We start from the raw sequence: 12,903 nt of genomic DNA on the forward strand, positions 1-12,903 counted from the left end.
TCTGCTGAGGCGGTACTCGTCAGGCCGGCGGGCCCGACGAGTACCGCCTCAGCAGAGGGGAGAGCACGAGGACCGACTTCGTCCGCTCGACGTACGGCTCACCGGCGATCCGCTCCAGGACCTGCTCGAAGTGGCGCATGTCGGCGGCGAAGACCTGGACGATCGCGTCGGCGTCGCCCGTCACCGTGGACGCGGACGCGACCTCCGGGTACACGGACAGGCCCCTCTTGATCGCTTCGGGGGCGGTGTTGCGGCTGCAGTAGATCTCGATGAACCCCTCGGTCTCCCAGCCGAGCGCCGCCGGGTCGACCCGCACGGTGAAGCCTGTGATGGCGCCTTCGGAGCGAAGCCTGTCCACCCGGCGTTTGACCGCGGGCGCGGAGAGGCCGATGAGGGCGCCGATGTCCGCGTAGGAGCGACGGGCGTCTTCGGCGAGGGCGTGGACGATGCGTTCGTCGAGGTCGTTAAGGCGCACGTCGGGCGGTTCACTTTTCTGCGGCGGAGGGCTTCGGGGGCGGCGTCGAGCCGCCCCCGAAGTAGACCACGCGCGCCCCGCGCGGGGCGCGCTCACCGCGGGGGAACCGACCGGTCGGAGGAGTCAGAAGGGGAACTGCGAGCGGCCGTGCTGGACCGAGATCCACTTCTGCGTGGTGAAGGCCTCGAGCATCGACTCGCCGTTCAGCCGCCCGAGGCCCGAGTTCTTCTCCCCGCCGAAGGGGACGATGGGCTCGTCGTGCACCGTGCCGTCGTTGATGTGGATCATGCCGGTGCGGATGCGCTGCCCCACCCGCACGCCGCGCTCGATGTTGCCGGTGTGAACCGCTCCGCTCAGTCCGTACGGCGTGTCGTTGGCGATCCGCACGGCTTCGTCCTCTCCGTCGAAGGGGACGAGCAGTGCCACCGGACCGAATATCTCCTGCTGCAGTACGGGGGAATCCGCGGCCAGGCCGGTCAGCACGGACGGGCTCACCACGTTGCCTTCGGCCCGGCCGTGCAGCAGTGCCGTGGCTCCCGCCTCCACGGTCTCGTCGACGAGCCTGGACACCGCGTCGGCCTGCGAGGAGCTGATCAGCGGGCCGATGTGGGTGGTGGGGTCGGCCGGATCGCCGACGCGCAGGGAGGCGACCTTGGCGACGAACTTCTCCGTGAACTCCTCCTCCACCGAGCGGTCCACCAGGATGCGGTTGGCGGCCATGCAGACCTGGCCCTGGTGGATGTAGCGGCTGAAGACGGCCGCGTCGACGGCGTAGTCCACATCGGCGTCGTCCAGGACGATCAGCGCGCTGTTGCCGCCCAGTTCGAGCACCGCGCGCTTGAAGTTGCCCGCGCAGACCGTCGCGACGTGGCGGCCGATCCTGTCCGAGCCGGTGAAGGAGATGACCTGCGGCACGGGGTGCTCCAGCAGGCTGTCGCCGATTTCGGCGATGTCGGTGACCACGACGTTCAGCAGCCCGGCGGGCAGCTCCGCCTCCTCGAACACCTTGGCGATCAGCGTGCCGCCGCAGACCGGGGTGTTCTGGTGGGGCTTGAGGACCACGGCGTTGCCGAGGGCCAGCGCGGGCGCGACCGACTTGAGGGAGAGCAGGAAGGGGAAGTTGAAGGGGCTGATGACTCCCACGACGCCGACGGGCAGCCGGTAGACACGGTTCTCCTTGCCCTCGGTCGGTGACGGAAGGATCTGTCCGGTGGACCGAAGCGTGAGCTGGGCCGCCTCGCGGAGGAACTCCTTGGCCAGGTGCAGCTCGAAGCCCGCCTTCAGCCGGGTGCCGCCGAGCTCCGCGACGATCGCCTCGCTGATCTCGGCCTCGTGCTCCTCGACGAAGCGCAGCGCCTTCTCCAGCACCGTCCGCCTGGCGTACGGGTTCGTGTCCGCCCACTCCGGCTGGGCCCGCTCGGCGGCCCGGTACGCCTGGTCGACCTCGCCGGCGGTCGCGACGGTGATCGAGGCGAGCTTCTCCCCGCTGTACGGGTTGAAGTCGATGATGTCCCAGGACCCCTTCCCCGGCCGCCACTCGCCGTCGATGTACTGCTGGGCCAGGTCGGTGAAGTAGGAAGTCATGAAATCCCTTACCGCAGAGGGGCGGGCAGCTGATTGCGGCTCATATTACTTATGCTTCAACCAAGTTGAGGGCAGTACGGAGTGCTCGTATCCGGGAGCGCCCGGGGACGCCTCCGGGAGGGCCTCAGGGCGCGCGCCCGGGAGCGGGCGGCCGCGCATGACCCCGGCCGCACATGCGAAAAGGTGTCCCTCCCGGGCGTGAACGCCGGGGAGGGACACCCGTGCCGCAGGACCGCCCGGCCCCGCGGCCTCAGTTCCAGCTGGCGTGCAGCGGCTTGCCCTCCGCGTAGCCGGCGGCGCTCTGCACGCCCACGATCGCCTTCTCGGCGAACTCCTCGAGGGAGGACGCTCCCGCGTAGGTGCAGGAGGAACGGACTCCGGCGATGATCGAGTCGATCAGGTCCTCCACACCGGGGCGGGTGGGGTCGAGGAACATCCGCGACGTGGAGATGCCCTCCTCGAACAGGCCCTTGCGGGCGCGGTCGTAGGCGGACTCCTCCGACGTACGGTTCTTGACCGCGCGCGCCGAGGCCATCCCGAACGACTCCTTGTAGTACCGCCCGTCGGCGGACTGCTGGAGATCACCCGGCGACTCGTACGTGCCGGCGAACCAGGAGCCGATCATGACGTTGGACGCACCCGCGGCCAGTGCCATCGCCACATCGCGCGGGTGGCGGACACCCCCGTCCGCCCATACGTGCTTCCCGTGCTTCTTAGCCTCTGCGGCGCACTCCAGTACGGCGGAGAACTGCGGCCTGCCGACGCCGGTCATCATCCGGGTGGTGCACATCGCACCGGGGCCCACACCGACCTTGATGATGTCGGCGCCCGCTTCGATCAGATCACGCACGCCCTCGGCGGCCACGACGTTGCCCGCGACGATCGGCACGCCCGGGTCGAGCGCCCGGACCGCGGCGACGGCGCTGATCATGGATTCCTGGTGGCCGTGCGCTGTGTCCACGACGAGGGTGTCGACGCCCGCCTCGAGGAGCTGCTTGGCCTTGCCCGCCACATCGCCGTTGATGCCGACGGCCGCCGCGATCCGAAGCTTGCCGTCCGCGTCCGTGGCGGGGGTGTAGAGCGTCGCCCGCAGCGCCGCCTTGCGGGTGAGGATGCCGACGAGCCGGCCCTCCGCGTCGACCGCGGGTGCGAGCTTCCGGTTGGCGCCGTCGAGCTTGGAGAACGCCTCGCGCGGGTCGATGCCGGCGTCCAGCACGACCAGGTCCTTGGACATGACCTCGGACAGCTGGGTGAAACGGTCCACACCGGTCAGGTCGTGGTCGGTGACGACTCCGACGGGCCGGTGCTCCGCGTCCACGACGACGCCGGCTCCGTGCGCCCGCTTGTGCAGGAGGGACAGGGCGTCGGCGACGGTCTGGCCGGGGGCCAGCACGATCGGTGTGTCGAGCACGAGGTGACGCGTCTTGACCCAGCCGATGACCTCGGTGACGACCTCGATCGGGATGTCCTGGGGGATCACGACCAGCCCGCCGCGGCGGGCGATGGTTTCAGCCATCCGGCGGCCCGCGATGGCGGTCATGTTGGCGACGACGAGCGGGATGGTGGTGCCGCTGCCGTCCGGGGAGGAGAGATCCACGGCCTGCCGGGACCCGACCGCGGAACGGCCGGGGACCATGAAGACATCGTCGTACGTGAGGTCGTAGGGGACCGAGGGAGAGGTCGTGTAGCGACCGGTGCCGGGTTCAAGAAAACGCATAACACCCATTTTTTCATACGAAACGGTGCAGGTCGTTTCCACGAAGACACAGCAATGAGCCCCCGCGTTCGTCAGTTCCTCCAAGGAGGCTGCCCGGGGGCCGGGCAAGTGCAACCTGCCTTACCCATGGACCCTACCCGAACAGGATTCGCTCCTTCGCGATCACGATCCCTGGACCGGGTGACGAGGGGTCAGGTAGCTTCAAAGTCGCAGGTCCCTGCGGTAGGCGCGACGCCGCCCACGAGCCCGTACCACCTGTCACGCGTTTGGCCGGAGAGGATGGGGATCCGCCCGTGGAGAGCGAACTGCCCGACATCTACTGCCCGTTCCCCCAGCGGAGCAATCCGCACGTGGAGCACACCCGTGAGCACCTCGGCGCCTGGACACGCCGCACCGGCCTGATCCATCGGGAATCAGCCAGGGGGCGCTTCGAGCAGGCAGACTTCGGTGCCTTCGTGGGCATGGTGCACCCGACGGCGAGCAGCGAGCATCTGGACCTGGTCGCCGACTGGTTCGTCTGGCTCTTCCTCGTCGACGACCAGCTGGACGACGGGCACCTCGGCCGCAGTCCCGACCGTGTGCGCGGCGTGGTGGAGCGGATGCGGTCCGTGGTCGGGAGCGCGGCTCCCGGGCCCCGGCCGGAGGCAGACGCCCCCGCCGCGCTCGTCGCCCTGGCGGATCTGTGGGAACGTACGATTCCGCGGGCCTCCCCCCACTGGCGCACCCGTTTCACCTGGCACCTCATGACGTATCTGACGACCGCGACCAGCTGGGAGGCGGGGAACCGCGCCGAGGGGGTCGTTCCGTCCGAGGCGACGTACATCGCGAAGCGCCGGCACACCGGGGCGATCCACGTGTGCATGGACCTGATAGAGATCGTGACCGGGGTGGAGGCGCCCGAATCGGTCCACAACGACGCCCGGTTCATCACGGCGCTCGAGGCGTCCTGCAACGTCGTCTGCTGGGCGAACGACGTCTACTCCTACGAGAAGGAGCAGGTTCTGGGCGAGATCCACAATCTCGTCCATCTGGTCCGTCACCACCGCGGCTACGGGAAGCGTGAGGCGCTCGAACACGTCTGCGCGGAGATAGCCGGCGAGACGAAGCGCTTCCTCGCTGCCGAGGCCGAGCTGCTCGACCGGTACCCGGAGCTTGCGGGGCTGCTCGTGCCCTATCTCGACGGTATGCGGAGCTGGATGCGCGGAAATCTGGACTGGTCGCGGCAGACGCCCCGCTACAACCCGGCGGACGTCAGCCAGTACATGGAGCCCGGGGCGTATCTGGAGGAGTCCGTCTTCGGCGCGGCCGCGGACCACGCCGGGCTGCGCGCGGGCGACAGCGGCTGAGACCGGGCACGGGGGAGGCCGGGCACCTGTCCGGTGCCCGGCCTCCCTCTTCATCGTGAACAGCCATGAGCGGCAACGGTCCTGACCGGCGTCACTCGTCCGGGTCGGCCCGCTCCAGCGCGGGCCGCTGTCCCGCCGCGGACTCCGTCAGGAGGTAGTCGGCCGCGGCCGTGTCCGTGACGAGGCTGGTGACCAGCCCCGAGCGCAGCACCGCACCGATCGCCGCCGCCTTGCGCTGTCCTCCGGCGATGGCCACGACCTCGGGGATCCGGCGCAGTCGGTCGGCCTCCACCGTGATGCACCGCTCGCCGAGATCGCGGCCGACCCGGCGTCCGTTGGTGTCGAACAGGTGGGCGGACATCTCCGCGGCGACGCCGAGCGAGGCGTAGTGTGCGCGCTCCTCGTCCGACAGCATGTCGTGGACGGTGGAGATGCCCGGCTCCCAGGACCCGATGGAGACCGCTGCGACCGTCACCTTGTCGAAGTACTCGAAGGCGCGGGCGATCCCCGTCTGGTGACGCAGCGCGGCCGCCGTCGCCGGATCGGGGAGCAGCATCGGAGCGTAGATCGGGTGCGCCTCGCCGCCGGACACCTGCGCGGCACGACGGACCGCCTCGACCGACCCGCGCTCGGCCGTCCCCGCGTCGTAGACGCCGGTCAGCTGCACGACCGTGCACGGGGGCAGCCGGTCGAGGGCCGCCGCCATGTGGATGGTGGAGCGGCCCCAGGCCAGCCCCAGCACATCTCCCTCGTTCACCAGCTCGCCGAGCAGCTCGGCCGCCACCTCGCCCAGGTTCTCCGGGTCGGGGGCGTCATCCTGCTCCTCCGCCGGGGATTCGACCACGACGGCGTGCCGCAGGCCGTAGCGGGCCCGGAGCGCGTCCGAGCGCTCGGCGTCCAGCTCCGCCGGTACCCGGATCTCGATCCTCACGAGATCACGCTCGAGGGCCGTCTCCAGAACCCGGGCCACCTTGAAGCGGCTGACGCCGAACTCCTCGGCGATCTGGATCTTCGATTTTCCCTCAAGGTAGAACCGGCGGGCCATGGCCGCCGCCTGGACCAGCTCCGCGGGTCCCATCCGCATGGCTGACCGACCCGCCGAGATGCCAGACACCGCGATCTCCTCACTGCTGTTCACATTCTCGATACGCCGTTCATCCTGTCAGATCCGGCGATCCTTGATCCGGCCTGTCGGGCCGCGTTCATCAGGACTTGGTTCAGTGGCCGCACGCCCAGGGCGCGGAAGCGGTCACCGCGTCCGCCTGAGCGCGCAGTGCCCGCACCGCCTCGGCCGGGTCGTCGGCCCCGTACACCGCGGAGCCGGCGACGAACACGTCCGCCCCGGCCTCGGCACATCGCTCGATGGTGGTGGCGGAGACCCCGCCGTCGACCTGCAGCCACAGCTCGAGACCGTGCTTCGAGATCAGTTCACGGGTGCGGCGGATCTTCGGCAGCATGATGTCCAGGAACGCCTGGCCCCCGAAGCCCGGTTCCACGGTCATGATCAGCAGCATGTCGAGCTCGGGGAGGAGGTCCTCGTACGGCTCGATGGGAGTCGCCGGCTTGAGGGCCATGGAGGCGCGGGCGCCCTTCGCCCTGATCTCCCTCGCCAGCCGGACGGGCGCGGCCGCGGCCTCCGCGTGGAAGGTGACCGAGCCCGCACCGGCCTCGACGTACTGCGGCGCCCAGCGGTCCGCGTCCTCGATCATGAGGTGGCAGTCCAGCGGCGTGCCCGTCGCCTTGCTCAGCGCCTCCACGATGGGCACGCCGAGCGTCAGGTTCGGCACGAAATGGTTGTCCATGACATCGACATGGAGCCAGTCGGCGCCTTCGACGGCCTTCGCCTCCTCGGCGAGACGGGCGAAGTCGGCGGACAGGATGCTGGGGTTGATCTGGGCCATGCACCCAAGACTGCCATGCTCAGCGCCGCTTCCCCGCCCCGGTGCGCCTCAAAGCCTCACGGGATCATCACGGTTCGTGCGTTCCCGGCCCTCGGCCACGTGATTCCGTCCCCGCGCACGGGCTCCGGCGGACGCCGTCCCGGCGCCGGGCCCGCTCCGGTCCGTACCAGGGCGCGGACAGCCCCTGGTGCCCGCCATCAGGCTGTGTTAGAAAAACCCCGTGATCAGCGACCAGTTCCTGAAGGAGCGCCTCAGCATCGATCTCTGCCGTGTGACCAGCTGCTCCTGTTGAGCCTGGCCCGGCAGCGCTGAGCGCTTCCAGAACTGCGCGGCGTCGTCCGCCCGCCTCCGGCCGCCCCTCGGGTGAGCCGGCGGTCTCCCTCCAGAACTCCGTCCGCGAGCCGGACCGGACCATGGCCCGTCCGCGTACGGCGGACCGGCCGCACCCGTTCTGCAGGGCCCTCCCCCGTTGCCCGCGGGCGCCTTCGTACGCGCCCCGCATCCCCCTGCCCGGCCCTGTCCGTCCTTCCGGCGGCCCGGTGTCCTCGGCACCTCTCGACGGAGCCCGCCATGACCACACCCACCACCACTGAGAAGCAGCCGTCCGGCCCCGCGCTCCCCGGTGAACCCGCTGCCGTGCCCGCTCCGCGCCGGCGCTCCCCGGAGAGGGCCGCGCGGCTGCGCCGGGCGGGGCTGCGGCTCCTCGCACTGGTCGTGCTGCTCGCACTCTGGCAGCTCGTCACCGCCCTGCGGTTGTGGTCGCCGTTGCTGGTACCGCCGCCATCGGCGGTGTGGGACGCGCTCGTCGAGACGTCCGGCACCCATGACGGGGTACGCGGCTACCAGGGCCACACCCTGATCGAGCACCTGGGCATCAGCCTGCGCCGGATCGCGATCGGTGCGGGCGCCGGTGTCCTGGCCGGGCTCGTGGCCGGGGTGCTGATGGGCACGCTGCCGTGGGTGCGAGTGGTTTTCGAACCGGCGGTGGCCTTCCTCCGGACCCTGCCGCCGCTCGCCTACTTCAGTCTGCTGATCATCTGGTTCGGCATCGACGAGGCGCCCAAGCTGTGGCTGCTGGCGATCGCCGCCATGCCGCCCGTGGCCGTGGCCACCGCGTCCGCCGTGGCCTCCGCGCCCGCCTCGCTGGTTGAGGCCGCGCAAGCCATCGGGGCACGCCGCTCGCAGGTGGTGGCCTCCGTCGTCCTGCCGTCCGCACTGCCGGAGATCCTGGTCGGCGTAAGGCTGGCGTTCGGGATCGCCTACTCCTCGGTGGTCGCCGCCGAGACCGTCAACGGACTGCCCGGCATCGGCGGCATGATCCGTGACGCCCAGCGCTACAACCAGTCGGACGTGGTCGTCCTCGGACTCTTCGCGATCGGCGTCTCCGGCCTGCTGATCGACGCCCTGCTGCGGGGTGCCGAGAACCGGCTCGCGCCCTGGCGCCGGCTCTCGTGAGCGCGCACCCACCTCTCCGGCTCCCTCCCGGTACCGACCCCTCCGATCAACGAACGAAGGACTACGCCATGCCCGGAACACGCGGTCCGCACCGCACCTCCATGCTCGTCGCGGCGCTGGGAGCGCTCGTCGTTGTCACTGCCTGCGGCACCGGCGGTGACGGCGCCGGTGACGACCAGGGCGGCGGCAGGACGATCCGTATCGGCTACCAGGCCTTTCCCAGCGGCGACTTGATCGTGAAGGAGAAGGGCCTCCTGGAGAAGGCCCTGCCGGACCACACCGTCAAGTGGATCGAATTCGACTCCGGGGCGAGCATCAACACCGCGTTCGTCGCGGGCTCGGTCGACCTGGCCGCGATCGGCTCCAGCCCGGTGGCGCGTGGTCTGTCCGAGCCGCTGAACATCCCGTACCAGGTCACCTGGGTGCTGGATGTCGCCGGTGACAACGAGGCGTTGGTGGCCCGTGACGGCTCAGGCGTCAAGGACGTCGAGGATCTGGCCGGCCGCAAGGTGGCCACACCCTTCAGTTCCACCTCGCACTACAGCCTGCTCGCCGCGCTCGACAGGTCGGGCGTGGACGCGTCGGAGGTGGATCTGCTCGACCTCGAACCGCAGGACATCGTCGCGGCCTGGTCGCGTGGGGACATCGACGCGGCCTACGTCTGGCTGCCCACGCTCGACGAACTCGGCAAGACGGGCGAGACCCTGCTCTCCAGCCGCGAACTGGCAGCGTCGGGCAAGCCCACGCTCGACCTGGGGGTGGCGTCCACCGCCTTCATCGAGAAGCAGCCCGAGGTCATCACCGCCTGGCGCAAGGCCCAGGCACAGGCACTGGACCTGATCCATGACGACCCGTCGGCCGCCGCCGAGGCCGTCGGCAAGCAGCTCGGGATCAACACCCAGGACGCCGCGGCCCAGTTGAAGCAGGGCATCTTCCTCAAGCCGGCCGAACAGGCCGACGACAAGTGGCTGGGCCGCCCCGGCCGGGTAGGCGGCCTGGCGCAGAACCTGCACAGTGCGGCAGAGTTCCTGGTGGGACAGAAGCAGATCCCGGCCGCACCGGAGCTCTCGGAGCTGGAGAAGGCCGTGTACGTGGAAGGACTGAGCGATGCCGTCTCCGGATGACCGCCGGGCTGATGCCCGGGACGGCGCCCGGGAGGCCGGTACGGCAACCGCCGTTCCCGCGGTGTCCGTGCGTGAGGTGACCCACCGCTACGGTCGCGGCGCGGACGCCGTGACAGCCCTCGGCCCGCTGTCGCTCGACGTCCCGGCCGGCGAGTTCCTGGTGCTCGTGGGCCCGTCCGGGAGCGGGAAGAGCACGCTGCTGCGGCTGATCGCCGGCTTCGAGCACGCCTCCTCCGGCGACGTCACCGTGCACGGCGGGACGCCGGAGCCGGGGCGTCAGGCGGGAGTCGTCTTCCAGCAGCCACGGCTGTTCCCCTGGTACACGGTCGGGGAGAACATCTCGCTGGCGCTGCGCTACGCGGGAGTCCCCCGGGCCGAACGCCCCGCGCGCGTCGGGGAACTGCTGGACCGGGTCGGGCTGGCCGGCACCGCACGGCGCAGGACCTGGCAGATCTCCGGGGGCCAGCAGCAGCGGGTGGCCATCGCCCGGGCCCTGGCCGGAGGCAAGGACCTGCTGCTGCTCGACGAGCCGTTCGCCGCCCTGGACGCGCTCACCCGTGAGCGGCTCCAGGAGGATCTGCGCACGGTCAGCTCCCTGACCGGGATCACGTCCGTCTTCGTCACGCACAGCGTGGACGAGGCCGTCTTCCTCGGAACCCGCGCGGTCGTGCTGAGCGCCGGTCCGGGCACCGTAGCGCTGGACGTCCCCATCCCGCTGCCCCGGACCGGGAGCGACGACCCGGACGGACTGCGGGGCCTGCCCGAGTACGCCGCGCTGCGCGCCGAGATCGGCGCGGCGGTGCGCGACGCGGCCCGCTGAGACGGGGCCGCCCGTCCCGGACGGGCGGGCGGCCCCGCACACCCACGCAGACAGGAGTCCCCATGTCCCTCACCGCGTCCATCGGTTCCGTCCCCGCCCTGCGCGCCTCCCGGCTGCCTCCGGACGGGCTGTACGAAGGCCCCCGCGAGCTGCGCAGGCTGGCGCCCGGGCAGCCCGACCTGCCCTACTCACTGTTCGACGTCGTCCCGCTCGGTCCGGTCATCGGCGCCGAGATCGGCGGCGTCGGCCTGACCCGTCCGCTCACGCCCGCCTTGCGCGGGGAGCTCGACCGGGCGCTGCTGGAGTGGAAGGTGCTCTTCTTCCGTGGGCAGCACCCCAGCTCGGCCGAGCAGCGTGCCTTCGCCCGCAACTGGGGCGAGCTGGAGACCAACCCCCTGCTGGCGGCCGGGGACGATCCCGAGGTCGCGCGCTTCGACCGCTCGTCCGCGCCGAGCTTCGAGAACGTCTGGCACACCGATGTGACGTTCCGCGAGAGGCCCGCGCTCGGTGCGGTGCTCCACCTGCGTGAGGTGCCTCCGTACGGAGGGGACACGATGTGGGCGGACATGGCAGCGGCGTACGACAACCTTCCGCCGGAGGTGAGGGCGCGTCTGGAGGGCGCGCGTGCGGTGCACGACTTCGTACCGGGTTTCGCGCGGTTCACCCCGCAGGAGCGGCTGGTCCCCTTCCAGGACCGCTTCCCGCCGGTCGAGCACCCCGTGGTGCGGACGCACCCCGCCACCGGACGCCGGATGCTCTTCGTCAACACCTCGTTCACCACCCGGATCGTGGGCTGGGACCGGGAGGAGAGCGACCGGATGCTGCGGCTGCTGTTCCAGCAGGCGCATGTGCCCGAGTACCAGGTGCGCTTCAGCTGGCGCGCGGGGGATGTCGCGTTCTGGGACAACCGGGCGACGCAGCACTACGCGGTGAACGACTACGCCCCGCACCGCAGGGTGGCCGAGCGGGTCGCCGTCGCGGGCGACCGTCCGCACTGACGGACGGCCCAGCCCCGTCGTGGCGGCGCCGCCGGGTCAGCCCGTGCGGCGCAGCAGGGCCAGGTACATCGCGTCCGTACCGTGCAGATGGGGCCACAGCTGGATGTCGGGCCCGTCGCCCAGCGCAGGCACCCCGGGCAGCAGCGGACGGGCATCGACCCACTCCGCCTCGACCGGTGCGCCGCCGCGTCCCTTGAGTACGTCCTCGACGACGACCCTGGTCTCCGCGAGGTGCGGCGAGCAGGTCGCGTAACCGACGACCCCGCCGATCCGTACGGCCTTCAACGCCTCGCGCAGCAGACCGCGTTGCAGGGGGGCGAAGCTCTCCAGGTCCTCCGCGCGGCGCCGCCAGCGGGACTCCGGACGCCTGCGCAGCGCGCCGAGGCCGGAGCAGGGTACGTCCATGAGCACCCGGTCGAAGGAGCCGGGCCGCCACGGCGGCCGGGTCCCGTCGGCGGTGATCACCTGGTAAGGCCCCGGGTTGCCGGCCAGGGAGCGCTCGACGAGCCGGGCACGGTGCGGCTGCTTCTCGGCGGCGAGCAGCGCCGCGCCACGTCCGGCGGCGAGCGCGGCGAGCAGCGCGGCCTTGCCGCCCGGCCCCGCACAGCCGTCCAGCCACCGGGTGTCCTCGCCCTCCACCGGCGCGGCGGCCAGGGCGGCGGCGACGAGCTGGCTGCCCTCGTCCTGCACACCGGCGCTGCCGTCCCGCACGGCGGCCAGGGCACCGGGCTCACCGCCCTCGGCCATCCGCACGGCGTACGGCGACCAGCGGCCGGGAAGGCCGCTCTCCTCGCCGAGGGCGTCCAGCAGCTCATCGGTGGTCGAACGGCCGGGGCGGGCGACCAGCGTCACCTCGGGGCGCTCGTTGTCCGCCTCCAGCAGGTCCTCGATCCCCGCGCGTCCGCCGCCCAGGGCGTCCCAGAGCGCCGAGACGATCCAGCGGGGGTGGGAGTGGACGACGGAGAGGTGCTGCTCGGCGTCCTCCTCGTACGACGGTGCGACGCGCTCCACCCATGTGTCGAGGTCGTGCGCGGTGACCTTGCGCAGCACCGCGTTGACGAACTTCGCGCGGCCCTCGCCCAGCACCACCCGCGCCAGCTCCACGCTGGCCGAGACGGCCGCGTGGGTCGGGATGCGGGTGCCGAGCAGCTGGTGGACACCCATGTTGAGCACGTCGAGCACCGGCGGGTCGACCTCGCGCAGCGGCCGGTCGATGCAGGCGGCGACGATCGCGTCGTAGGTGCCCTGGCGGCGCAGGGTCCCGTAGACCAGCTCGGTCGCCAGCGCCGCGTCCCTGCCGTCGAAGTCGCCCTTGGCGCGTGCCTTCTTCAGCAGTGGCGGCAGGACGAGGTTGGCGTAGGCGTCGCGCTCGTCGACGGCCCTGAGCACCTCGAAGGCGAGGAAGCGGACCGGGTCCTTCTGGGGACGGCGGTGCGGCTTGGCGGGACGGCGACGCTGCTGGTCGTTCACGTGAAAGGTGCTC

11 protein-coding genes are annotated in these 12,903 nt (G+C 71.2%); 5 read left to right on the plus strand and 6 right to left on the minus strand.

Annotated features, from left to right (window positions below; all coding sequences use genetic code 11):
* Positions 1 to 19: 19 nt before the first annotated feature.
* The 3 genes from BFF76_RS03510 to BFF76_RS03520 form a co-directional block, all read right to left on the minus strand.
* Positions 20 to 475, minus strand: a complete 456-nt coding sequence (locus BFF76_RS03510; RefSeq protein ID WP_031097813.1) for an Lrp/AsnC family transcriptional regulator — start codon at positions 473 to 475, stop codon at positions 20 to 22.
* A gap of 123 nt (positions 476 to 598) precedes the next feature.
* Complete coding sequence (locus BFF76_RS03515) at positions 599 to 2,059, minus strand: aldehyde dehydrogenase family protein (RefSeq protein WP_031097811.1); 1,461 nt, start codon at positions 2,057 to 2,059, stop codon at positions 599 to 601.
* A 250-nt stretch (positions 2,060 to 2,309) separates the two neighbouring features.
* Positions 2,310 to 3,776, minus strand: a complete 1,467-nt coding sequence (locus BFF76_RS03520; RefSeq protein WP_053929096.1) for a GuaB1 family IMP dehydrogenase-related protein — start codon at positions 3,774 to 3,776, stop codon at positions 2,310 to 2,312.
* A gap of 293 nt (positions 3,777 to 4,069) precedes the next feature.
* On the opposite strand from BFF76_RS03520, the gene BFF76_RS03525 reads away from it, so the two are divergent.
* Entirely contained in the window at positions 4,070 to 5,122 is a 1,053-nt protein-coding gene (locus tag BFF76_RS03525) for a terpene synthase family protein (protein WP_065847140.1), read from the plus strand.
* 91 nt (positions 5,123 to 5,213) lie between these two features.
* Here the strand turns inward: BFF76_RS03525 and BFF76_RS03530 are convergent, their stop codons facing one another.
* Together BFF76_RS03530 and rpe are read right to left on the minus strand one after the other, a co-directional pair.
* The gene (locus BFF76_RS03530; RefSeq protein ID WP_208604810.1) at positions 5,214 to 6,200 is read right to left on the minus strand and encodes a sugar-binding transcriptional regulator; all 987 of its coding nucleotides are present in this window, start codon (positions 6,198 to 6,200) and stop codon (positions 5,214 to 5,216) included.
* 139 nt (positions 6,201 to 6,339) lie between these two features.
* Positions 6,340 to 7,023: a ribulose-phosphate 3-epimerase gene (gene rpe / locus BFF76_RS03535; RefSeq protein ID WP_031097803.1), complete on the minus strand. Its 684-nt coding sequence runs from the start codon at positions 7,021 to 7,023 to the stop codon at positions 6,340 to 6,342.
* 570 nt (positions 7,024 to 7,593) lie between these two features.
* Between rpe and BFF76_RS03540 the strand changes: the two genes are divergently transcribed.
* From BFF76_RS03540 to BFF76_RS03555, 4 genes are all read left to right on the plus strand, one after another.
* On the plus strand, positions 7,594 to 8,478 hold the full coding sequence (locus BFF76_RS03540; protein WP_053929098.1) for an ABC transporter permease: 885 nt from the start codon (positions 7,594 to 7,596) through the stop codon (positions 8,476 to 8,478).
* 68 nt (positions 8,479 to 8,546) lie between these two features.
* Positions 8,547 to 9,602: a taurine ABC transporter substrate-binding protein gene (locus BFF76_RS03545; RefSeq protein ID WP_031097797.1), complete on the plus strand. Its 1,056-nt coding sequence runs from the start codon at positions 8,547 to 8,549 to the stop codon at positions 9,600 to 9,602.
* Positions 9,586 to 10,422 (plus strand): ABC transporter ATP-binding protein, encoded by an 837-nt coding sequence (locus tag BFF76_RS03550; protein ID WP_031097795.1) that lies wholly within the window; start codon positions 9,586 to 9,588, stop codon positions 10,420 to 10,422. The genes BFF76_RS03545 and BFF76_RS03550 overlap by 17 nt, the downstream gene beginning before the upstream one ends.
* 62 nt (positions 10,423 to 10,484) lie before the next feature.
* Positions 10,485 to 11,420: a TauD/TfdA dioxygenase family protein gene (locus tag BFF76_RS03555; protein WP_065847143.1), complete on the plus strand. Its 936-nt coding sequence runs from the start codon at positions 10,485 to 10,487 to the stop codon at positions 11,418 to 11,420.
* 36 nt (positions 11,421 to 11,456) lie between these two features.
* On the opposite strand, the gene BFF76_RS03560 is transcribed toward BFF76_RS03555, so the two are convergent.
* Complete coding sequence (locus BFF76_RS03560) at positions 11,457 to 12,890, minus strand: RsmB/NOP family class I SAM-dependent RNA methyltransferase (RefSeq protein ID WP_031097792.1); 1,434 nt, start codon at positions 12,888 to 12,890, stop codon at positions 11,457 to 11,459.
* Between the last annotated feature and the right edge of the window lie 13 nt (positions 12,891 to 12,903).

This window comes from Streptomyces mutomycini (assembly GCF_001700505.1).
Lineage (GTDB): Bacteria > Actinomycetota > Actinomycetes > Streptomycetales > Streptomycetaceae > Streptomyces > Streptomyces mutomycini.